Source organism: Massilia rubra, assembly GCF_011682065.1.
Taxonomy (GTDB): Bacteria; Pseudomonadota; Gammaproteobacteria; order Burkholderiales; family Burkholderiaceae_D; genus Telluria_A; species Telluria_A rubra.
Map to the genome: position 1 here is coordinate 38,597 of NZ_VUYU01000034.1, position 22,440 is coordinate 61,036.

Consider the following 22,440-nt stretch of genomic DNA (forward strand, 5'->3'; position numbering starts at 1 on the left):
GGTGGCGCGTGAAAAATGACGGGCCATGGGCGCCGCTTCATGCTGGCCGATACGCCGCTCCCGGGCCGGGACGTGGCCCCTGGAAAGTGAGGCGGACCCGACAGACGGTCAGGGACGCTTGCTGGCCGGACTGAGGATCGGAAACAGCTTGCCGAAGATGCCGTTCAAGACCTTGTCCGCACCCATCTCTTCGGCGGCGTTGGCGACCACCAGCGCGCCGCTGCCCTGCTCCGGAAACAGCACCGCGATGGCCAGCCAGTTGCCGTCCGAGCCCTGGTGCACCAGGGCCGGACCCGCCCGGCCCGCGACCGAGGCTTGCACGCCCCAGTCCAGGCCGGCCGGACTGCCCGGCTGCGCGGTCTGCATCAGCTTGTAAGATGCCGGCGTCAGCAGTTTTCCCTTGCCCTGGCCACCGGCCAGCTGGTCGAGATTGAAACGCGCCCAGTCGGCCAGGCTCATGTGGAGAAATCCCGCCGGCGCGAACATGGCCGGCGCGCCATCGTCGAACTTGACCATCCTCAACATCGGCTTGCCATGCTGGTGGCCGCGATTCTGTCCCTCGCCCGTGTTGCCGAAGCCGACACGCCGCATCGCCAATGGTTCAAACACTTCCTTGCGCATCAGCGCTTCATAGCTCTCGCCGGTGGCTTTTTCGGCGATGGCGGCGGCAATCAGGAAGCCGGTATTGCTGTAGGCGAAGGCGGTGCCGGGCGCGACCTCGGGCTTGTCCTTGAGCGCCGCGGCGATGTAGGCCAGGCGTTGCTGCCCGGTCGGACGGGTGTCGCCGAAGAAGTGCTCGGCGCCCTTGAGGTCGAGCAAGTCGCGCGGCAGGCCGGACCGATGCGACAGCAATTGCAGCAGCGTGAGCTGGCGGTACTCGGGCAGCATGCCGGCGGCCAGCTCGGGCAGCATGGTCGCCAGCGGCGCGTCCCAGGCCAGCACGCCGCGCTCGGCCAGGCGCGCGATCATGGCCACGGTCATGACCTTGCCGGTCGAACCGATCAGCCAGACATCGTCGGCTCCGGCGCGCTGTGGCTGGTCGTTGCGGCGCCTGCCCTGCACCGTTTGCGCGGCGATGGCGCCGTCGCGCAAAATCACGGCCCCCACCGCCGGCACCTGGCTGCCGGCCATGGCCGCTTTAACGATGGCGTCGAGCTGGTCGGGGGCCGCCGCTGCGCAGGCGGCGCTGGCGAGGGTCAGTGCGGCGATACCTGCAATTCGTCGTAACAGCATAAGAAACTCCGGGATCGGGCATACGGTGATGGAAACTGCCTGCAACGCAGGATGAGTAAGCACAATACGCCGGCGCCGGGAAAAGGTAGTCGATCGCGCGACAGGCGGTTGAATCGGCGGGATGGAACGTCATTACCGGGATGCGGGAAACCCATGCCACGGATTGATGGCGGTAACGACCATCGGTTACACTGCGCGCATGAAAAATTTCGAACTGCGGCGCGACCGCTATGAGGCATTCCGCCAATTTGACAATCCCCTCCTGAATATCAGCCTGACCTTGGAACTGCCCGACTTCCGGCCGTTTTGCAAGCAGCGCGAACTGCCGCCGTTTCATTTCTTCCTGTATTGCGTGCTGTCGGCGATTGAAACGATCGACAATTTCATGTACCGCATTCATGAAGATGAGGTAATCAAGATAGATGATTTCATCGGTTCGTTCACGGTGATTAACGGCGATAACAACCTCAATTTTGCGCGCTTTACGCGCAGTGCCGACCTGCGCGAATTCATCGCCCGCAGCGTGCGCGCCGGCCGCGAAGCGACCGCGAGCCGCGCGCTGATCAATACCAGCGCCGACCTGACGCCGCGCCAGGCCCGCGATAACATCTATATCACCTGCATGCCGTGGTTCGACATGCGCGCGATCGAGCATCCGGTTTTCTGCCACCGCAATAGCGACATTCCCTCGCTGGCCTGGGGCAAATTCAGCGCGCCGGCGGGCGAAACGATGACGATGCCGTTTTCGGTGCAGGCGCATCACGGCTTTGTCGACGGCTATCATGTGCATCTGCTGGCGCAGGCGATAGCCAAGCGGGTGAGCGAGGTCATGGCCGCGCATGCCGGTACATGAGCGATTGGCTTCAGCCTGAACTGTTGAAAACAGTGCAAGCCTGAACATTGACCGGCACCCCGCACTCGATGTTGATCTCCTTCAGGCGCGAGCGGCGTAAAATGGCTTCGTACCCACCAGGCATATTCCATTCAAGGAGATTCCCATGGTTGAGCTGGTCGCCAGGGCGGCGATGCCGATTCGATGCAGCACGACGGACACCTTCGACGCTTTCGTTCAACCCGAGCGCATCACGCGCTTCTGGTTGACATCCACCACCGATGCGCTCAGCCCCGGCGCCCAGGTCGAATGGGAATTCATGGTGCCGGGCGCCATCGAAGGCGTGCACGTGACTGCATTCGACCGGCCGCACCATATTGGGTTCACGTGGACCAAGAGCGGCCTGTTGGTCGACATCCGCTTGTCGCAGCTGCAGAGCGACATGACGGTTGTCAGCGTCGAGGTCCGGGGTTTCCAGGGTGACGACGCGATGGATCAGACAGTCAATGCCACCGAAGGATTCAGCATCGTTTTATGCGACTTGAAGGTCCTGCTTGAATCGGGCCACCCTGCCAACCTGGTAAGAGACAAGGCGGCCCTGATCGAGCGCAGCCGCGCCGCCTGAATCAGGTCATTCACGCCGCCGTATCGGCCGCCAGGGCAATATCCTTCTGCGCGTCCAGCTCCGCCACGCGTGCCAGCAAGGCGGCGCGGCGCCGGCGTCTGCCCTACGCTGTCGAGCATCGCGCGCACCATCTTGACGGCGTCGCCATGCACCGGGAACGCGCCGTCGGCGATAGCGCGCCGCACCACGCCGGCCGGGGTGTCGTCATACACCGCGAAGCCTTCCAGCGTAAGCGTCAACTCTGCGCCGTCTTGCACCGGTCGCCTGGATAAACGATGATGGAGAAATTCAGCACACCGCTGAGCAGGAAAAGACAAGCTGGGCGCGTGCCAACTCTGGAGCTGAGCCGCGAATCGAGGCTTGCCGAGGAACGTCGGCTCGTGCGCCCGGTTAGGCAGCAACCCGGCCATTCTCCGCCAGTCGCTTGAGCGATGCCAAGGTGATTGGAAGGCCAGTGCGCAACGGATTGCCGACGATACGCCCCAGCAGAAAAGACAATCCACCGGAAAAAGTAACTCTATGGACGACTTCGGTTCCGGCAGCAGTTGCGTTGAGTTCGTGCTCAAACACCATACGGAAGAGTGGAATCCGCGACTCGACAGTGAACGCCTTGTTGGGAACCACTGAAATGAAATTCATTGGGACAGTCATTCCTTTCTGCGGTGTAATCTTGCCTTTGCTCCCAGTCTGGAACGGCCCGTCAATCGACGATTCTTTGGTATCTGGGTCCCAAGTTTTCCAGTTATAGACATCCGCGTAAATCTCAAATATTTTCTCCGGCGGCACAGAGATTGTGACTCGACTTTCCACTTGCATTTCGGTTACTCCTTTGTAGTCTATAAATTATGTAACGCACTCTACGAGTGCGGCATCACATCGATATCCTGAGTCGCCATGGCTTGACCTTTCTGTGCCTAACGTCGTGGTGTGCGAATGGCCGCCCGGGAATTAAGATTGAACTGTACCGTATCCGGCCAGTCCGCTCATCCTCGAAAGACTCGATATGCGGGTTATTCGTAAGCGATCCACTAACCCCAGTTGAGCAGTCCGCTAGCGCGATGCCCCGTGCAGCGGAACATGCGCGAGGCAGTTGACGATATTCATGGCAGCTAGCATCACGTACTTGTCGCTCTCCTCGGGCCGCACCTTGGCTAGCCACTGCGTCAGCTCGGCTGTCACACAGGCAAGCAAATGTGCCTCTGGGTAGCTGGCGATGAATTGGGCCTGCGACTGGCTCGGGAGTGCCGGTCCCAGACCGTTGGCAAAGTTGACTGTCCCGCTTAAGCGCGCGCCTTGCTTATCCAGTTCGCCCTCTGTGATGTGCGGCCATTGGATACCGGACTATCGCATCGCCAGGAAGCAAACGAACAGACGCTCCAGCAGGAATTCCATTTTCTCGAAGGAGACGCCGAATCTCGTCAAGACGAGGAAGGAGCCAAACAGCGTGGGCTGCTGTTGAAACACCTCGTCTGCCAATGCCGTTTTGCGCTCCATGGTCATGGTGCGCAGCGCTTCGATGGCCCGGGCGAGGTGTTGTGCTGTAATGCGTTGCATTGGAGGCTTTCAGGTTACAGCTGTATTCGGTTGACCGCCAGCGCGGTAGTGCGCTTACCGCGCGCCTTGCGTGAAAGCGTCTTGCCGCCAGCATCTGCCGGTGGCTGTGGCGCCTCGTCCTGCGCTACACGGTCTGTTCCAGGGCATATTGAGCCGCTTGCGTGGCCTGTGCATGAAGGGTCTCGACCGTGGCGACGAACGCCTTCTATTGCGCGTGCAGCAGGGCGGCCAGGCTGGCGGCGTCGCTGGGTAGTGACGCTGGCAACCTGAACGCGGCGACGTCGGGCTTGGGAAGCGATCGGCAGCAGCATGAGGGCTGGAATGTTGGAAACTGCAGGCATGCAGCATGTTAACAGCCCCCATCAGGAAACAGAAGCGTACGCGAGTGTTTTATGCGGGGCGTGACGCCACAGGTCGAAGCCTTCGAGCAGCCACTGCAGTTGTTGCGCGCTGATCGGCTCCACGCCCGACCGCTCGTCCGGCCAGGCGAAGCGTTCGGCCTCGAGCCGCTTGAGCCACAGGCAGAAGCCGTTGCGATGCCAGTACAGCACTTTGCGCTTGGTGCGCTGCCGGTTGACGAACACGTAGAGCGCCTGGGAAAATGGATCAAGGCCCAGTTCCTGCTCGACCAGCACCGACAAGCCCTTGATTGACTTGCGAAAGCCCACCGGAGCCCGGCACAGGTGCACCTGTGCGATGGGGTAGCCAGGATGCATCAGCGCGCTCGCTGAGTTGCTGTCGCCAGCGCCACCAGCCATTCCGGGGTGGGCAGCAGGCCAAGCTCCATCGCACAGCGCCAATCGTCAGCACGCACGATGGCGCCGTGCCATGCACCGGCGTGACATTCAGGGTGACGAACTTGCTCTGTATGTCGGCCGCCGCTGCCATCGACCTGAACTTGGCCCGCCAGTAATACAGCGACCTCACCGACAAATCGTGGGCTCGGGCGTACTCGCTGCTCACCCAGCCATCCCGCTCGATTGCCATCACATGCTCACGCCAAAAATCCATGCCGCCTGCCATATCTACTCCCGATGAAAACGATATGGCAAGGATGCCGCTGTTTGAATCACCTGAACAGCTTGGGGTTCATGGACCGCTTACGAATCGTGTTTGTCGGTGGCGACACCGTTTTCGCAGACGGCGCATCCGTTATGAACGGCGAGCCGACATCCACCATGCCTTTCTTTCGCTTGCCTGCTCACTCATCTGTTGGAGGTATGTCGGGAGGATTTGTTGGGCGCTCTTAAAAGACAGTGCAAGCGATTGAATTTGTCTCAATTCGCGTTCAAAAAAACAAGGTTCTCCGATTAGAACTTCGCCGCGTGACAGTGCCACCCTGCCCGGCCGCACGCATCGTTTCCCGCGCTACCCCAGGCATTCTCGGAAGAAAAAGAAATTCCAAAAGGCCAAAACGCAAGAAAACGAAATGTCCTTGTTCTTTCGAATTAACGAGAATAAGATGGGCGCAGATTGCATGACGGACCGACAAGTCCGGCTGCAATCACCCCCACCTAGCGGTTCCAACCTGGAGAATGCCTGATGAAGCGTGCCCATATCGCCGTACTACAACTGACTTGCCTGGCCATGATCGGCCACACCGGCGCAGCCTGCGCCGCCACCATCACCGTCGGTCCCGGACAGTCGATCCAGAACGCGGTCAACACGGCGATCGCCGGCGACACCGTGCGCGTGCTGGCTGGCACCTATACGCAAAAAGTGAAACTGGCCGACAAGAACGGCAGCGCGGGCAACTTCATCACCGTCAAGGGCGACCCCGGCGTACTCCTCAGCGGAACCGGACTGGTGCCGAGCGACCGCGAAGGCTTGATCACGATTACCAATTCGAACTATGTGCGCGTGGAAGGCTTTGACGTTGCCAACTTCATCACCGGCGCGTCGGCAACACCGGTTGGCATCCTGGTCGAAGGCAAGGGATCGAACATTCAGATCGTCAACAACAAGATCCACAACATCAAGCACACCAGCACCTGCAAGGAGCCCTGCTCGGTCGGGGCGCACGGGCTGGCCGTGTTCGGCACGCACGCCAGCGGCATTACCGATCTGCTGGTGCAAGGCAACGAGGTGTACCAGAACGTGTTGCAGGCGAGCGAAGCGCTGGTGATCAACGGCAATGTGGACCGCTTCGAAGTATTGTCGAACAACGTGCACGACAATAACAACATCGGTTTCGATTTCATCGGCTACGAAGGCGAATGCGGCGGGTGCGGCGAGAACGACCGGGTCCGCAACGGCATCGTGCGCGGCAATACGGCGAAGAACAATTCGAGCAAGAAGAATCCCTGGTACGCCAACGTCGGCTCGGCCGGCGGGTTTTACGTCGATGGTGGCCGCAACATCATTTTCGACCGGAATATTTCGACGGGAAATGACATCGGCTTCGAGTTCGCCAGCGAGCACAAAGGCAAGGCCACCGAGGATATCCTGATGATGAATAACGTCATCTATAACAACCGCGAAGCGGGCTTGTCGCTGGGCGGTTACTCGACCTCGGCAGGCGCCTCGCGCCGCATTCAGGTGCACAACAATTCCTTCTACAAGAACCAGGGCTGGGGCACCGAACTGCTGTTCCAGTACAAGGTGACCGACAGCCGCTTCAGCAATAACATCTTCTTCGGCGAAAACAGCGCGGAAGAAGCGTACGAAATTTCCGGCAGCGGCAACAGTAACAATGTGTGGGGCAAGAATATTTGGTGGGGAACCAGCACGGCAGCGTCATCGCTTCCCGGCACGAAGGTGGTTGCCGATCCAAAGTTCGTGGCGCCCGCGACCGGCAACCTCAAGCTCCAGGCCGCCTCGCCCGCCATCAATGCCGGCGCCGTGACGGCGGCCGTGACGAACTGGAGCTCCCCGCTGTGGACACGCTACTTTCCGTCAGGCGTGATTGCGGTCAACGGCGTGGCCGATATCGATGGGCAAGCGCGCACCGAAGGCGCAATCGACCTGGGCGCGGATGAATTCGGCAGCGCCGCGATACCGTCCGGGGCGCCGCGCTAAAGCGGGCCGAGGCCGTCGCCTGGCGATGGCCTCTCGTTGCTTACAGCTTGGTGTTACCGCGGTACCAGTCGCTGCCGACCCGGCGCAGGTCGGCCGTTTGCACCGACCCGAGCGCGCCCGAACCGCTACGGCTCTCGTCGATACTCTGGATGTTATCGATCGCCACGGTTTCATCGCGGTTATATACCGTGTTATGCAGCAGCACCGTGCCCTTGTTCCAGTCGACGCTGGTCAGGGTGCCCTGCTCGATACGGAAATTGCTCGCTCCGTACGGCAGATAAATCATCAGGTATTTCCCTTTCTGGATCTGCAGCAGCTGGCGCCGGATCTGCTCTTTCCAGCCGTCGAACGGCTGGTCGGCATCGAGGTTGGCGCTTTCTTTTTTACTCCACTCGTCGGCCGTCGACAGCATGGCCGCGTATTTGGCGCGGTCGAGCGAGTGCAGCACTTCATCGGCGATGCGGACCTGCTCCGTGTAAGGCAGAAACTTGGGAATCTTGAATTCGTCACGCAACTGCTCGGTGCGCACGATGTAATCGGCGTGCGTGCTAAACGTGGGCAAGGCTTCTCCCAGCCGCGTACGCTCCTGTTCGATCCAGATTTCGGCTTCGTCCGCGATCTGCTCGAATTTATCGGTGCCGGCATCGAACAAGACGCGGTCCGCGATCTCCACCTTCAGATCGTAAGGATAATCTTCCGGAATACTGAATTCCTCGCACCACTTGGCCGATTGCGCCACAAAATCGGATACCGACAGATCGAACGGATTGATATTCATATACATGCTCTCCAGTGATTGGTGTGAGTGTCATTTCCTACCCTAACCCTGAGTAACGCCGGGCTGATGGATCAGCCTCTTGCCTGCATGACGATATGGCGCGGATCGCGCTGTCTTACATTCAATCTTACGCTCCAATTAACAATAAAACAAAGGCAATATCGAAATGAATGGCCAGCGGTTACAATCACCCCACCTGCATGGAGAAACCGATGAAACCGACCTGGACGCTGTGCCTTCTGGCCCTGGCCCTGACACCTGCGATGGCCACCGAAATCGCCTCGCCGTCCGGCGGATGGAACCGCTCGGGCCTGGTCGACAAGAGCGAGCAAGCCGCCATGGCCTACCCGAACTCCCCGATCGACCGGGGCGCGCAGAGCAAGCGCAGCATGATCAAGGGCCATATCGCGGCAGCGGCCGGCAAGCGCGCGCCGCACCAGTTGGTGGTCAACGGCAATCCGCTGCGCCTGCTGACCGACGAGCAGGGCCACTACGCGCGCCCCTACCTGTTCGGCGCCGGCTCGAACAGTGTCGAAGTCAAATCGCCGCAGGGCAAGTCGCTCAGGCGCGTGCAGTTCTACGAAACCAACTCGGGCCGCCCCCTGCCCGGCCTGCGCGTGATCTGCGCCTGGGACGACACCGAAGCCGAGATCGACCTGCACATCGTCACGCCGGACGGCCAGCATGCCTACTTTGGCCATCCGGTGCTGACCAACGGCGGCGGCCTCGACGTCGACAGCGTGGACGGCCCCGGTCCCGAGATGTACACCATGACCGCGCCCTTGCGCGGCAACTATCACGTGTACATCAATTACTGGGGCAAGCTGGGCGCGAACGGCTATCACTTCGACGAAACCAAGCGCCAGATGGAAATGATCACCGCGCGCGTGACCTTGGTGTACAACGAAAACACCCCGCGCGAAAAACGCGAAGAGTTCGTGCTGCCGATGCGCAGCATCGGTGAGCTGACCCTGGTCAAATCGTTCACCTTCTGACGCTCGGGCGGGCGCCGCGCCACCGGTAACCTATACTCGCGGTTTCTCTATTTCGGACAATCCATGTGGAAACAGGCGTATCGGCGCTGGTCGGCTGGCTTGCGCGAAGCAGTCGCGTGCATCGGGATGGGCTTGCGCGACGCGCGCCACGCCGGCCTGTGGTGGCGCGCATCGCTGTGGTGCCCGGCGCCGACCTTGCTGTGTCTCTGGCTGTACTACCACTACCATGCGTTTTTCTTCAAGCTGGCGGGGCGGGCCGGTGTGTTCGCCCTGTTCGGCGGGCTGACCCTGCTGGACGGCGGCCTGGGCATGGGGAGCGGCGGGGGTGGCGGGCAAGGCAAGGGCTACGCCGATATCATGGGCGACATCGCGCGTTTGCTGCGCGACCTGGTCAAATTCGTCATGGACCTCGGACTATTCCTGCAGTTTCTCCTTGCCGCACTGGCCATGGCGGGCTTCTTTTATGTGCTGCTGTTCGCCTTCGCCAACCTGACCACGGTCACCTTGCCGCTGCGCTGGCTGTTGCTGCGGCGCGCCCAGCGGGTCGCCCACACGCGCTATACCGGATGGCAACCGAGGCCCTTGCCCACGCTGCCACGCCTGTCCGCATGGCAATGGACGCGCAAGATCCTCAAACTCATGCTGTCCCTGCTCGTTCCCCTGTGGTCGCTGTACGTGGTCTTGCGCTTCGTGCTCGAGTTCAACGTGCGGCTGATGTACTTGCTTGCCGCCGAGGGCGTACTCGACCCGCAGCAGCGGCGCGCGCTGATGCATGCCCAAGGCCCCGCCATCACCATGCTGGGCCTGATCCTGTGCGTGCTGATGCTGGTGCCCTTGGTTAACCTGCTGATGCCGGCACTGCTGTGCAGCAGCGTCTGTCACCTGCAGCGGCGCGGGTGGATCGATCCCACCCAATCGCCGCCGGCGCCACCGCTTACAGCTTGATTTCCGTGCCCAGCAGCACGAGGAATTGGGCCAGCCATTGCGGATGCGCGGGCCAGGCCGGCGCCGTGACGAAATTGCCATCCGTCACAGCCTGATCGACCTCGATCTGCGCGTACTCGCCGCCGGCCATGCGCACTTCCGGCGAGCACGCCGGGTAGGCCGAAATGCGCTTGCCGCGAATCACGTCGGCGGCGGCCAGCAATTGCGCGCCATGGCAGACCGCGGCGATTGGCTTGTTCGCTTGCGCGAACTGGCGCACCAGCGCGATGACCCGTTCGTTCAGGCGCAGATATTCGGGCGCGCGTCCGCCGGCAATCATCAGGGCGTCGTAATTGCCCGCCTCGGCGTCATCGAAACTGGCATTGAGCGCGAACAGATGGCCCGGTTTTTCGGTGTAGGTCTGGTCGCCTTCGAAATCATGGATGGCGGTCTTGATCTTGTCGCCGGCCTTCTTGCCCGGACAGACCGCATGCACCGTGTGCCCCACCATCTGCAGCGCCTGGAACGGCACCATGGTTTCGTAATCTTCCGCAAAATCGCCCGTCAAAAACAAAATCTTCTTTCCAGCCATGCTTTTCTCCTTGGTGGGTGGGGTGTAACGAGGTGATGCTTGCCGTTTGCTTGATTTTCAGATCTTGATTTTCAGATCTTGATTTTCAGATCTTAACTTTCAAATAATACGCCGGAATCGCCAATGCGGCATTCCCGCTGGTCCGCGGCGATTCAGGTGCATTGCCAGAAGTAAGCGATCGTCCTGCAAGGATGGCACTGGAAGACATAGCCGATGCCGCCGCTGCCCCACAACCACCATTCGGTCTCGTCCGTCGTCGGCAGGTAGGAATTGAGCTGCATGGCAAAACGCATGGTGCGGGCGCACGCCGGGCAATCGGGATAGTCGGCATGCTGGATCCAGACAGGAGGGCCGCCGATGCGGTGCAGGTTCCCCCCATCCCAGCTCTGCCATGTCCAGCGCGCCGGCGTGGGCGCTAGCCGCACCTCGGTCGGCGCCAGCGGATTGGCGGGAAATTTCGGAATCACCGCGCCGTGGTCGAGCGCATGCGCAAGGCCATTGTGGTCATGGCGGTAGAACAGCATGCCGCGCTCCCAGCCCAGGCAGGACAGGCACACTTCCAGCGACAGTGCGGACGCGTCCGCGCCATGCATGCCAAAAATTGCGTACTCGGGCAAGGTCACCAGATGATGCAGCCGGCCTGCGCACAGTCCGCACGTGCCGCTGCCCACGCCACCGAAGCGATGCAGGGCGCCGTCGCCTGGCAGGGTCCAGCTCGGGTGCTGCGCGCCCGGTGCGGGATCGGCGCTGCCCTCCTCGATGTAATTTGGCGGGAAGATCAGATGCGCGCAATTGCCGGGATACAGCGGCTGGCCGGGGCCGTCGTGATCGACGCTGCGCAATAACTGGGGCAGCGGGTACCGCAAGGCCATCGTGGGATAGGCGTCGATTGCGAGCGCCAGCGCGTCGGGCCGGCGCGTTTCCAGCAAACAGTCGAATGCCTTGCGGAGCTGCTTCGGGTCTTGCGTCACCAACTGGTCGGCCAGGAAGGCGACGTCCTCCGCCTGCGCAGCACGCCAGGGCCAGTCTTCGCATGTGTGGCCCCGGTTCGGCGCCAGCGCGAACAGGCGGCCAAGATGCGCTTGCAGCGCGGGGCCGATCTGCAGGCTGGCCGCCTCGATGATCAGGTCGCACAGCTCGCGCATGTCCGGCGGCGGCGCCTGTTCCAGCACGTCGACGGTGCGCGCGGCCAGGCGGGCCAGGGCGGCTTCCGACACCACGCACAGCACCTTGTCGATCAGGTTCCTGGACCTGGGCGGCCAGGCCAGCAGCGCGTCGCCGGCGAGTTCATCGACCTCGTCGCCGGACCCATCGCGCAGCAATATCCTCAGCTGCGACACCCCGGCATCATGCCCCTCGTCCAGGAATGCCTGTATCACGTCGCGCGCGCTCACACGGCGCCCATCCAGAAACGCGTTGCCGCTCATGTTACTTCTCCCTTGTCATGGTCTCTGCCGCCATGCTGACTTACGTGCATTGCCATAAAAAGCCGCTGATACGGCACGGTGCGCAGCGCAAGACGTAGCAAACGCCGCCGCTACCCCAATACCAGGTGTCGCACTTCGTCGTGGGCAGTCCCGAATCGAGCTGCATGGCGAAGTGCATCGTCTTCGCGCACGCAGGACAGTCGGGATAGTCGGCCGACTGCACCCAGGTCGGATGGCCGCCGACCCGGTGCAGGTTTTCCGCGCCGTTGGCCGGGCCCCAGCCCTGCCAGCGCCAGCGCGGCGGCGTGGACGCCAGCCGCACCTCGGCGGGCGCGAGCGCGTGCGCGGGAAAGCGTGGCGTCAGCGCGCCCTGCTCGAGCGCGCCGGGAAGACCATCGTCGCCATGCCGGTAGAACAGGACGTCGCGCTCCCAGCCCAGGCAGGACAGGCACACTTCCAGCGCTACCTCAGCCCCGGCGGCCCCGCCGGCGTCAAACAGTTGCGCTGCGGGCAGCGTAATCAGGTGATGCAAGCGGCCGCCGCACAGTCCGCAGGCGCCGCTGCCGGCGCCGCCGAAGCGATAGCTGGCGTCGCCGGCGGGCAGCGTCCAGCTCGGGTGAGCCGGGCCCGGGCCGGCCTTGCCGTCGCCGTCGCCGTCGGACAAATAGTTTTCGGGAAAAACCAGGTGCGAACACGCTGTGCCGCACAAAGGCTGTCCGGGGCCGTCGTGGTCGACCTCGCGCAGATAGGCCAGTAGCGGTTGCGCCAGCGCCAGCGATGGGTAGGCCGCCACCGCTGCGGCCAGCGCCGCTTGCTGGCGCGTCTCGAGCAGGCAGCGCCAGGCCTTCAGGCGCGCGTGCGGATCGTCACCGGCGAGCTGGTGGCGCAGGAAAGCGATGTCCTCGTCCTGCGCGGCGCGCCATGGCCAGTTTTCGGCGTAGCTGCCCTGGTTCGGCGCCAGCGCGAACAGGCGGCCAAGCTGCGGCTGCAATGCCGGTGCGATTTGCAGGCTGGCCGCTTGCAGTACTGCGTCGCACATCTCGGACGGCTGGTCCCGTTCCATCAGCTCGATCGCGCTCCCGGCCAGGCGCGCCAATGCCGGCGCCGACATTGCGCACAGCACGCTGTCGATCATGCTGGCCTCGTCCGGCAGCGCCGGCAGTGCCTGGTCGGCGAAGGATTCAATCTCATCGACCGGCGCCTGGCGCAGGAACAGCCCGAGCTGCTCCCAGGCCGCGCGGTAGCCGCGTGGCTGGCGGAAGGCCGCGATCAGGTCGGGAACGCTTAAGCGGCCGGCCATGGCCGATGCGTCGCTCGTCATCGTGTTGTCCCTTAGTGGAGGATACCCATCATCGCCGATCCGCCAGCGCCTGTCGACAAGCCGCGTTACATGAAGCAAAGTGCTACAGTAAAATACAATATTCATTCAACAGCGAGAATCCCATGACCCATCCAGTGACGTCGCCTGCCGGCGACACGCTCTCCCCAAGCGAACTCGCGGCGTACGCCGACCGCGTGTGGGATGAAGAAATCGTTCCGGCCCTGGTGCAGTACATCGCCGTGCCCGCCAAAAGCCCCGCTTTCGATGCCAACTGGGAAGCCAACGGCTATCTCGACCGGGTCGTGCGGGATGCCGAGGAGTGGATCAAGAGCAAGAAAATCCCCGGCCTGAAACTCGAAGTGCTGCGTGCGCCCGGCCGCTCGCCCGTCATTTTCTTCGAAGTGCCGGCCACCAAGGCGGACTCGAACGACACCGTGTTGATCTACGGCCACCTCGACAAGCAGCCCGAATTCGACGGCTGGCGCGGCGACCTGGGACCATGGACGCCCAAATACGAAAACGGCAAGCTGTACGGACGCGGCGGGGCCGACGACGGTTACGCGGTGTATGCCTCGCTGACCGCCCTGATGGCGCTCGACCGCCAGAACATTGCGCGTCCTCGCTGCGTGGGCCTGATCGAAACCTGCGAAGAAAGCGGCTCCTACGATCTGCCGCCCTACCTCGACATGCTGGGCGAGCGCCTGGGCCAGGTGTCGCTGGTGGTGTGCCTGGACTCGGGCGCCGGCAACTACGACCAGCTGTGGCTGACCACCTCGCTGCGCGGCATGGTCTCGGGCACCCTGAAGGTCGAAGTGCTGACCGAAGGCATCCACTCGGGTGCGCATTCGGGCGTGGTGCCGTCGAGTTTCCGCATCCTGCGCCACCTGCTCGACCGCCTGGAAGACGCGAAAACCGGGCGCCTGCTGCCGGAAAGCTTCCATTGCGAGATTCCGCACGTGCGCATCGAAGAAGCGAAAGCGACCGCCGCCATCCTCAAGGAAGAAGTCTACAAGCGCATGCCGTGGGCCTGCGGCGCCGACGGCGGCTCGGTGCTGCCGGTGACGACCGACCCGCTCGAAGCGATCCTGAACCGTACCTGGCGCCCGACCCTGTCGGTGGTGGGGGCCGAAGGCTTTCCAGAGTTCGCCAATGCCGGCAACGTACTGCGGCCCTACTCCGCGTTCAAGCTGTCGCTGCGCATCCCGCCACTGCTCGACGGCAATGCCGCCGCGCTGCAACTGAAAGCATTGTTGGAAGATAACGCGCCCTACAATGCGCGCGTGAGCTTCGTGCCCGACGGCACGCCGGGCTCGTACGGGGCCAGCGGCTGGAATACGCCGGAACTGAGCCCGTGGCTGTCGAACGCCGTCAACGCGGCCAGCGAAAGCCATTTCGGCACGCCGGTCGGCTACCTGGGCGAAGGCGGCACCATTCCGCTGATGGGTTTGCTGCAAAAGAGCTTCCCGAAAGCGCAGATGATGGTTTGCGGCGTGCTCGGTCCGAAAAGCAATGCGCATGGTCCGAACGAGTTCCTGCATGTGCCGTACGGTAAGCGCCTGACGGCGGCCGTGGCGCAGGTGATCGCGGCCCACCCGTAAAGCGGATGGCGCGCCGGCGCTGCGCCGACGCGTCATGTTTCCAATGACGAACAAGGATTTTCTATGCCATCCGCCCCCCATTTGCCGCTTGAGCAATTGAACGACCTCGATGACAGCTGGACCCTTGCCGAAGGAAGCCATGGCGACGGTCCGATGCTGGTGCGGATCAACAACTCGGCCAGGCGCTGGGCCGGGCACCCGGAGCTTGGCATCCGCGTCGGGTTCGCGATTCCGCTGAACCATCCGAACCCGGGCGGCTTGCCGGATGCGGAAGAAAACCGGATCATCAGCGAGCTGGAAGACCGTATCCGCGAACTGCTCCAGGCTGGCGGGCCGGTGGTGCATGCGCTGGCGATCACCACCGGCACGTTCAAAGAGTTCGTGTTCTACCTGAAGAATGGCGAGTGCATCGGTCCGGTTCACGAGCAGTTGCGCGCCGAGGTGAGCTCGCACCAGGTCCAGTGCATGGCCTATCTCGATCCGCAGTGGGACGTGTACGCGTCCTTTGCCACCGGGTAGGCGACGGCCCGGCCGCTCAATGCATGGGCGCCGCGCCGCTCTCTTTGCCGATGGCGCCGCGCCAGGCGCCGGTTTCGCTGCCGCGCTTCTCCAGCAAGTTCTTGAAGCGCTGCAGGTTCGAGCGTGCCTGCATGCGCACGGCGCCGACCATGTCGCCCATGGTTTCCACCGCATCCTGCGGTTCGTAATTGAGCTCCAGGGTGACTTTGGTGCGCGCATCGGACAAGGCCTCGAACGTCACCTCGCCGCCGTTCGGCGTGCCCGAGATGCTGTGCCAGGCAATTTTTTTGTCCGGAACCTGCTCGGTGATGTCGGCATCCCACTCGATGACCTTGCCGAACACGTCCGCCTTCCAGTGCAGGCGCTTGTCGTCGAGCTGGCGCACCTCGTGCACGCTTTCCATAAACTGCGGAAATTGCTCGAACTGGGTGAACTGGTGGTACACGGTCCGCACGGGAAGATCGACTTCGATACTGACACGGGATTGACTGCCCTTGCCGCCCGAGTTTTGCATTTGTTTGGCCAACAAGGTGCCGCCGACCGCGACCGCCACCAAGCCGAGAATACGGTTCAACATGGTTTCCTCCTGATTGTCGTTGAAGATGAAAGGGCGCAACCGGCGCGCCATGCCAATGCGCCGGCCTTGCCAGACCTTTCATGTTAGACGAGCCGCTTGCGCGCTTGAATAGGCGTTATCGCAGAACCGCTGTAGGAATGCTCCTTACATCACCGATTCAGCGTTGCCAGCCTAGGCGATATCGGCGGTAATTTTCTCCGCCAGCTGCGGCATGTCCGGGCGAATTGCTTCGATCAGTTCGCTCAACGACGAACCGCATCCGAAGATCAGCACGTCGCCCGGGCTGCACATGCGCAGCGCAAAGCGGATCGCTTCATGGGCGTCGAGCCGGCAGTGCAGACGGCCTGCTTCGGGCGACGCGCTGGCCGCGCCCTCGCAGATCAGGCGCGCCGTTTCGCCGGCCGGCCGCCCGCGGCTTTCGGACTCGTAGACCACCACCGTATCGAAGCCGGCCGCGCACACCTGGCCGATCTGGCGCAGGTCGCCGTCGCGCCGGTCGCCCGGGGCCGAGACCACGCCGACGATCTGGCCCGCCGCCATGCCACGCGCCATTTCGGACAGGGCGCCGTAGGCCGCGCAGTTATGCGCGAAGTCGACCACCACCTGCACCCCGCCGATGTCGAACAGGTTCGAGCGCAGGGGATTGTTCTTGCCGTCCGATACAAAGCTCGACAGGCCGGCGACGATGCTGTCGTTGGCGAAGCCGGCGGCGGCCAGCGCGGCGGCGGCCGCCAGCGCGTTGGCGACGTTGTAGCGCGCCACCCCGTTCATCGAGACCGGCATGGCGCGTTCGTCGAGCAGGCGCTGGCGGGATGCGCCGCTGGCCAGCACCACGCCGCGCTCGTGCAGGAACACCGCGCGCCCGCCCCCGGCCAGGTGCGCGAGCAACACCGGGTGGCTGGCGTCGAGTGAAAAGTACAGTATCTCGACACCGGGCGCGATGCGGCTTGCCATGTCCACGCACAGCGGGTCGTGCGCGTTGAGCACCACGGCGCGGGAGGCGCTGCGCGCCACCACTTCCTTGACCATAGCCATTTCGTCGAGCGTGTCCACGCCGTCCAGGCCCAGATGGTCGGCCGAGACGTTGAGCACCACGCTGACATCGCAGCGGTCGAACGCCAGGCCACGCTTGAGGATGCCGCCGCGCGCCGTCTCCAGCACCGCCAGGTCGACATCAGGCGCGCTCAGCAGCGACAGCGCCGAATGGTAGCCCGTGCAGTCGCCTTCCATGGTCCGCTCGCCGTTGATGTAGACCCCTTCGGTGGTGGTCATGCCGGTGCACAGGCCGGTCAGGCGCGCGGCGTGCTCGATCAGGCGCGTGGTCGTGGTTTTGCCGTTGGTGCCGGTGACGGCGATCAGCGGAATGCGGCCGTCGCTGCCGGAAAACATCGATTCGACGATGGCGTCGCCGGCGTCGCGCGGGGTGCCTGCCGACGGATACTGGTGCATCCGGATGCCGGGCGCGGCGTTGACTTCGATGATGCCGCCGCCCTGCGCGGCCAGCGGCCTGGCGATGTCTTCGCACACGATGTCGATGCCGGCCACGTCCAGGCCAATGGTCTTGGCGGCGCGGATGCAGATCTGCACCGTGGAACGCGGCAGCAGGTCGGTCACGTCTTCGGCGGTGCCGCCGGTCGACAGGTTGGCGTTGCCGCGCAGTTCGACCACGGCGCCGGCGGGAATCACCGCATCGACGTGGTAGCCCTGCTGGTGCAGCGTTTCGCGTGCGATCTCGTCGAGCGCAATCTTGGTAAGAATATTGGTGTGGCCCTCGCCGCGCGCCGGGCTGCTGTTTTCAAGTGCGACCAGCTGGCGGACGGTCGAGACGCCATCGCCGGTGACGTGCGGCGGACGGCGCCACGACGCCGCGGCGACCTTGTTGCCGGTGACCAGCACGCGGTAGTCGCGTCCCTTCAGGAAGCGCTCGACGATGACCGTGCGCGCGTGCTCGCGGGCGTGGGCGAACGCCGTGCGCACCTCGTCCTCCGTGCCGCAGCGGGTGGTGACGCCCTTGCCCTGGTTGGCGTCGAGCGGCTTGATGGTAACCGGGCCGTCAATGCGGGCGGCCACGCGCAGGGCGTCTTCGACCGTGCGCACGGTGTCGCCTTCCGGCACCGGCAGGCCGGCCTGCTCGAGCAGGGTCTTGGTCAGGTGCTTGTCGCTGGCGATATCGACGGCAATGTAATTGGTGCGGCCGGTGACGGTCGCTTGCAGGCGCTTCTGGCGGCTGCCCCAGCCAAGCTGGAACAAGTTGGCCGTGTCGGTCATGCGGATCAGCGGAATACCGCGCCGCCTGGCGGCAGCCAGCACGGCGCCGGTGCTGGTGCCGATGGCGCAGTCGGCCACGCTCTCCTTCAGTGCGGCCAGGCCGGCTTCGACGTCCACCTCTGTATGGTTGACCAGGGCGTCGACCACGCGCAAGGCCAGCGCGAGCGCTTCGCTGGCAACGCGTTCGAACTGATAACCGCACACTACGCGGCACTGGCCGGCATCCTTGCGCACGGCGCGCTTTTCGACGCTGCCGATCTCGCTGCCGGCCAGGCTCTGCAGTTCCATGGCCAGGTGTTCGAGCAGGTCGCCCAGGTCGCCCCCGGCCGGGTCGCGGTAGCTGCGCAAGGACGGCAGCAGTGAGGTCAGGCGCTCATGCAGGCCGGGGATCGCGGCCGGGACGGTGCCGGCCAGCGGCCCCGGGTCCACCAGGGTCAGCATGCAAGGGGTGTCGGCAAACAGGTTGGGGCCGCGCAGAAAGCGTTGTCGCTGGATGGTCATCATGATGGTTCTCGTTGTTCTGGTTGAGTAATGGCGTCGAAAAAGTCTTGAAAAGGTGCGGGTATGGGGTTGTTGGCGCCGGCGCCGGCGTCGAAGCGGGTGCCGGACGGCAGCAGGTGCAATCGCACGTCGATCAGCCTTGGCACCTCGCCGTCGTCCAGCGCATCGATGTTGCTGATCATGTTCAGGCCGTCGACCAGGGTCACCGCGCCGTCGCCGATGACATCGATCCCCCTGCCGGGACTGATTAACAGCGCGGTGTCTTCGTCGAGCCCGATGCCGTACAGGTCGGGGCGCTCGGCAAGGATCGACAGCAGGCGCGGCAGGCGCTTGCGCTGGGCGAAATGCTGGTCGAAAACGACGCGCTCGACCAGCCCCAGGCCGGGGCTGAGGCGGATCGCGCCTTTTTCCGGTTCGAGCTCGGCCTTGCCTTCGGCCAGCATGAAGCGCGACATGGCCGAGGCCCCGGCGCTGGTGCCGGCGATGCAGGCGCCGTTGGCGTACGCGCTGGCGATGGCGGCGTGGACGGGCGTGCCGCCGATCATGTCCAGCAGGCGCTTCTGGTCACCGCCGGTCATGAAGATGCCCCTCGCTGCGCGGATGGGCGCGAGCAGTTTTTCGCTGCCCGCTTCCTTGGCGGAATCGAGGTGCACATGGGAGAGGTGCGTCACGCCAAGCTCGGCGAAGGCGGCGCGGTACATCTCGAAGACCTCGCCGGCGATCTGGCTGGCGGCCGTGACCACCGCGACCGGCTGGTCGGCGCCGCCGCACAGCTCGACGAAGCGGGTCAGCACGCGCATGTCGTGCTTGCGGTCTTCGCTGCCGCCGACGATCAGCAGATGGCCTTGGGCCGGTCGATTGCTCGTCTTATCCATGGCTCACCATCGCCTGTGGCATCGCTTGATTGCTCAACGCGCCAGCCTCGGTGCGGCTGACCGCGATCAGGCCCACCGCAACGTCGGCCGGGAACAGGCCGATCGCGCGGCGCAGCGCTTCATCGAGTGCGGTACCGGCGGCGATCCAGTGGTAGACCGTGCTGGCCAGCATGTGGCGCATGATGTGTTCACCGATGCCGGTGGCCGCCACCGCCCCGTGCGGGCCGGCGTAGAAGCCACTGCCGACGATGGGCGTGTCGCCCACGCGCCCGAGCAGCGACGGCGCCGAGCCGCCGGTGGAAGCGGCCACGGCGAAGTGGCCATCCTGGTCGCGCACCACCGCGCCGACCGTGTCGCAGCCGGTCTTGCCGGCAAAGGCCGGGGAACAGGCGTAGTTCCAGAAGGTGGCGAAATCCCGGTTGTCGACGCCGGGCATGGCCTGGGCGTCGCCGGCGAGCTGGTCGAGCATCTTTTTGTGCGCGCGCCGCGCCTTCTCGCTAACCGCGCGATACGGTGTGTGGCCCATGGCGCGCGCGAAGCGCTCGGCGCCCTCCCCGCCGAGCAGGCAGTGCGGCGTGCGCGCCACGTCGCGCGCCACCAGCACCGGGTTCCTGACCGCGCGCAGGCCGGCCACGGCGCCGAGGCGCCCGCGCGTGTCCATCACGCACGCATCCATTTCGATGGTGGCGCCGTCCAGGCCGAGCGCGGCGCCGGTGCCGGCATTGAAGCGGCTGTCGTCTTCCATGGACACGATGGCGGCGATGGCGGCGTCGAGCGCATCGCCCTCTTGCTCGAGTTGTTTGCGCGCGGCGTGCGCGGCCTGGACGCAGCCGTCGTCGAGCTCGCGTCCGGCGCCAGCCCCACCGTGGACCACGATGGCGCTGCCGGGGTGATTTGCATTCATGGCGTCCTTGCTCATTCGTTGATGTTCATTTGTTGAACATTATGCAAATGACAAACGGCTGAGCGAAGTGGACGATGGCGCGTGCGCGTGTAAGAGCTTTCCCACAGGCTATCTGGTAAGCATGAGTTTGCGCCGTCTCGCGGCGCGTGCGGCGCTTGCGGATGCGTCGTTCAGGCGGGATGGTCGCGGTCGGCGCCGATGCGCAGGCGCGTATCGGCCAGGTATTCGTGCGGCGGAATTTCCAGGTTGCTGGGAGCGGGCACGTTCTTGAACACGCGCCCGGCGAGGTCGAACCGCGAGCCGTGGCAGGGACAGTAAAAGCCGCCGTTCCAGTCGCCGCCCAGGTCGGCGGGCGCCACATCGGGACGATACACGGGCACGCAGCCAAGATGGGTGCAGATGCCCGTCGCCACCAGGAACGCGGGGCGAATCGAGCGGGTGGCGTTGCGCGCGTACGGCGGCTGCTGCTCCTGCCGCGAACGCGGATCGGCCAGGCGCGCATCATCCTCGCGCAGTTGGGCGATCATGCGCTCGGTCCGGTGCAGTATCCATACCGGCCGGCCGCGCCACTCGCTTGTGAGCAAGGCGCCGGGTGCGATCTGGGCGATGTCGACCTCGGCCGGCGCACCGGCGGCCCGGGCAGCTTCGCTTGGCGCCAGGCTGCGCAGGAAAGGAATGGCGGCGGCGAGTACCACGCCCCCGCTCGCGCCGGTTGCCCTGAGCAGCCATTTCCTGCGCAGCAGAGTCGCTTGATCATGGTCAGGCATCGATGCTCCTTTCTTGCTCGTCAAGCGTGCCCGCTGTGCGGGGCGATTACAGCGGGACCTACAGCCATGCGGCGAGCTGCTGGCGGATCTTGTCGAACCAGCCGAGGCCCGACTTGCCGCCCGCCGTTTTCTTGTCGAGTTCGTCGATCTGCTGGTACATCGGCTTGTAGTCTTTTTTGTCGCCGTAACCGAGCAACTCGGCGATCTTCAACTGTTCGCGCGCGGCGGCGATGTTCTGCGCCAGCTTGTCGTTTTCTTCCTTGCTGCGGTTGGCCTTCTCGGCCAGCGCCTGGGCCGCCTTGATCTGCTCTTCCGCGCGCAGCTTGGGCAAGGGCACGATTTCGGTGGTCACGACCAGGGTATTGAGCATGGTGCGCAGCGCCGTCTTCGCTTCCTCGATCTTGCCGGCGTCGATCAGCGGCGTGATCGCCTTGATCGCCGCCGGATAGGTTTCGAGCGGAATGTTCAGTGTGCGCAATTCGATTTCACTCGCCAGGCCCTGCATCAGTTGGCGCGCCTTTTGCACGTCGCCATCGCGCAGGCGCTCGCGTACTTCTTTCACCGCCGCCTTGATGGTGTCGTCCTTCGCCAGCAGGTCGTGCGTGACCACATCGGTACGCACGGGTGCGAGCGCCAGCGTGGGACTGCGCGCCAGGATCAGCTCGAGGGTGCCGGTGGCCGATGCGAGCGCCGCGAGCGCATCGCGGTTGCGCTTGTCGTCGAGCGCCTTGAGGGCTTTTTCGGTTTCATCGATGGCCGAGCGGGCTTCGGTCATCAGCTCGCGCCGCTTTTGTTCAGCCGCGTCCGCGGTGCGCTTGTCGACTTGCGCTTGCACCGACTGGCTTGCCGGCGACTGCGGCTCGGGCTTGTTGGGCGGCGGCGCCTGGTTGGCGGCATGAATATAGAAAGGAATTAACAGCACCGCGACCAGCGTTGAAACACGCGGGGCAGTACGGTTGTGCGAGTTCATTCTGTTCTCCTGTTCCGGGATAGTGGGTGGAGCGCCGGTTTGCCGCTCCTGACTTGTTTGGACCGTGAGGGCGCCCGACGGTTCCGGCGACGCACGATGTTTTTTTGGCAAATGCGTGTGTAAAATGGTGGCGGCGTTCGCACGGCAACCCTATCAATTGAG

General features: G+C 64.0%; 22 protein-coding genes. 7 read left to right on the forward strand and 15 right to left on the reverse strand.

Going from position 1 to position 22,440, the window contains the following annotated elements; translation table 11 throughout:
• Positions 1-108: 108 nt before the first annotated feature.
• The gene (locus F0185_RS30280; RefSeq protein WP_167231658.1) at positions 109-1,233 is read right to left on the reverse strand and encodes a serine hydrolase domain-containing protein; all 1,125 of its coding nucleotides are present in this window, start codon (positions 1,231-1,233) and stop codon (positions 109-111) included.
• Between the two features lie 199 nt (positions 1,234-1,432).
• Between F0185_RS30280 and F0185_RS30285 the strand changes: the two genes are divergently transcribed.
• The gene (locus tag F0185_RS30285) at positions 1,433-2,086 is read left to right on the forward strand and encodes a CatA-like O-acetyltransferase (RefSeq protein ID WP_167231661.1); all 654 of its coding nucleotides are present in this window, start codon (positions 1,433-1,435) and stop codon (positions 2,084-2,086) included.
• Between the two features lie 145 nt (positions 2,087-2,231).
• Positions 2,232-2,690, forward strand: coding sequence for an SRPBCC domain-containing protein (locus F0185_RS30290; RefSeq protein WP_167231664.1), 459 nt, complete (start codon positions 2,232-2,234; stop codon positions 2,688-2,690).
• Between the two features lie 390 nt (positions 2,691-3,080).
• Here F0185_RS30290 and F0185_RS30295 read toward each other — a convergent pair whose 3' ends face one another.
• The 4 genes from F0185_RS30295 to tnpA all read right to left on the reverse strand — a co-directional run bounded on the left by F0185_RS30295 (position 3,081) and on the right by tnpA (position 5,267).
• Positions 3,081-3,506 (reverse strand): SRPBCC family protein, encoded by a 426-nt coding sequence (locus F0185_RS30295; RefSeq protein ID WP_167231667.1) that lies wholly within the window; start codon positions 3,504-3,506, stop codon positions 3,081-3,083.
• Positions 3,507-4,031: 525 nt separating this feature from the next.
• Entirely contained in the window at positions 4,032-4,244 is a 213-nt protein-coding gene (locus tag F0185_RS30300; RefSeq protein ID WP_167231670.1) for a hypothetical protein, read from the reverse strand.
• Positions 4,245-4,606: 362 nt separating this feature from the next.
• Complete coding sequence (tnpB, locus tag F0185_RS30305) at positions 4,607-4,960, reverse strand: IS66 family insertion sequence element accessory protein TnpB (protein WP_167231673.1); 354 nt, start codon at positions 4,958-4,960, stop codon at positions 4,607-4,609.
• On the reverse strand, positions 4,851-5,267 hold the full coding sequence (tnpA, locus tag F0185_RS35620) for an IS66 family insertion sequence element accessory protein TnpA (protein ID WP_441295235.1): 417 nt from the start codon (positions 5,265-5,267) through the stop codon (positions 4,851-4,853). The genes tnpB and tnpA overlap by 110 nt, the downstream gene beginning before the upstream one ends.
• Before the next feature lie 519 nt (positions 5,268-5,786).
• Here tnpA and F0185_RS30310 point away from each other — a divergent pair.
• Complete coding sequence (locus F0185_RS30310) at positions 5,787-7,262, forward strand: DUF5123 domain-containing protein (RefSeq protein ID WP_167231676.1); 1,476 nt, start codon at positions 5,787-5,789, stop codon at positions 7,260-7,262.
• A 40-nt stretch (positions 7,263-7,302) separates the two neighbouring features.
• Here F0185_RS30310 and F0185_RS30315 read toward each other — a convergent pair whose 3' ends face one another.
• The gene (locus F0185_RS30315; RefSeq protein WP_167231679.1) at positions 7,303-8,040 is read right to left on the reverse strand and encodes a hypothetical protein; all 738 of its coding nucleotides are present in this window, start codon (positions 8,038-8,040) and stop codon (positions 7,303-7,305) included.
• A 212-nt stretch (positions 8,041-8,252) separates the two neighbouring features.
• Between F0185_RS30315 and F0185_RS30320 the strand changes: the two genes are divergently transcribed.
• Positions 8,253-9,035 (forward strand): YfaP family protein, encoded by a 783-nt coding sequence (locus F0185_RS30320; RefSeq protein ID WP_167231682.1) that lies wholly within the window; start codon positions 8,253-8,255, stop codon positions 9,033-9,035.
• 63 nt (positions 9,036-9,098) lie between these two features.
• On the forward strand, positions 9,099-9,980 hold the full coding sequence (locus F0185_RS30325; protein ID WP_167231685.1) for a hypothetical protein: 882 nt from the start codon (positions 9,099-9,101) through the stop codon (positions 9,978-9,980).
• Here F0185_RS30325 and F0185_RS30330 read toward each other — a convergent pair.
• The 3 genes from F0185_RS30330 to F0185_RS30340 form a co-directional block, all read right to left on the reverse strand.
• Positions 9,970-10,551, reverse strand: coding sequence for a DJ-1/PfpI family protein (locus F0185_RS30330; RefSeq protein ID WP_167231688.1), 582 nt, complete (start codon positions 10,549-10,551; stop codon positions 9,970-9,972). The genes F0185_RS30325 and F0185_RS30330 overlap by 11 nt on opposite strands.
• Before the next feature lie 152 nt (positions 10,552-10,703).
• Positions 10,704-11,978, reverse strand: a complete 1,275-nt coding sequence (locus F0185_RS30335; RefSeq protein WP_167231691.1) for a hypothetical protein — start codon at positions 11,976-11,978, stop codon at positions 10,704-10,706.
• A 40-nt stretch (positions 11,979-12,018) separates the two neighbouring features.
• The gene (locus tag F0185_RS30340; RefSeq protein ID WP_167231694.1) at positions 12,019-13,299 is read right to left on the reverse strand and encodes a hypothetical protein; all 1,281 of its coding nucleotides are present in this window, start codon (positions 13,297-13,299) and stop codon (positions 12,019-12,021) included.
• A 122-nt stretch (positions 13,300-13,421) separates the two neighbouring features.
• Between F0185_RS30340 and F0185_RS30345 the strand changes: the two genes are divergently transcribed.
• The gene (locus F0185_RS30345; protein ID WP_167231697.1) at positions 13,422-14,897 is read left to right on the forward strand and encodes a M20 family metallopeptidase; all 1,476 of its coding nucleotides are present in this window, start codon (positions 13,422-13,424) and stop codon (positions 14,895-14,897) included.
• A 63-nt stretch (positions 14,898-14,960) separates the two neighbouring features.
• Entirely contained in the window at positions 14,961-15,416 is a 456-nt protein-coding gene (locus F0185_RS30350) for a DUF695 domain-containing protein (RefSeq protein WP_167231700.1), read from the forward strand.
• A 16-nt stretch (positions 15,417-15,432) separates the two neighbouring features.
• Here F0185_RS30350 and F0185_RS30355 read toward each other — a convergent pair whose 3' ends face one another.
• From F0185_RS30355 to F0185_RS30380, 6 genes are all read right to left on the reverse strand, one after another.
• Positions 15,433-15,993 (reverse strand): SRPBCC family protein, encoded by a 561-nt coding sequence (locus F0185_RS30355; protein ID WP_167231703.1) that lies wholly within the window; start codon positions 15,991-15,993, stop codon positions 15,433-15,435.
• 171 nt (positions 15,994-16,164) lie between these two features.
• Entirely contained in the window at positions 16,165-18,765 is a 2,601-nt protein-coding gene (gene cphA, locus F0185_RS30360; RefSeq protein ID WP_308624814.1) for a cyanophycin synthetase, read from the reverse strand.
• Entirely contained in the window at positions 18,762-19,637 is an 876-nt protein-coding gene (locus tag F0185_RS30365) for a cyanophycinase (protein WP_229477272.1), read from the reverse strand. The genes cphA and F0185_RS30365 overlap by 4 nt, the downstream gene beginning before the upstream one ends.
• Positions 19,630-20,541: an isoaspartyl peptidase/L-asparaginase gene (locus F0185_RS30370; RefSeq protein WP_167231706.1), complete on the reverse strand. Its 912-nt coding sequence runs from the start codon at positions 20,539-20,541 to the stop codon at positions 19,630-19,632. Before F0185_RS30370 ends, F0185_RS30365 begins: the two co-directional genes overlap by 8 nt.
• A gap of 170 nt (positions 20,542-20,711) precedes the next feature.
• Complete coding sequence (petA, locus tag F0185_RS30375) at positions 20,712-21,308, reverse strand: ubiquinol-cytochrome c reductase iron-sulfur subunit (RefSeq protein WP_167231709.1); 597 nt, start codon at positions 21,306-21,308, stop codon at positions 20,712-20,714.
• A 58-nt stretch (positions 21,309-21,366) separates the two neighbouring features.
• Complete coding sequence (locus tag F0185_RS30380) at positions 21,367-22,278, reverse strand: YfdX family protein (protein WP_167231711.1); 912 nt, start codon at positions 22,276-22,278, stop codon at positions 21,367-21,369.
• Positions 22,279-22,440: the final 162 nt, after the last annotated feature.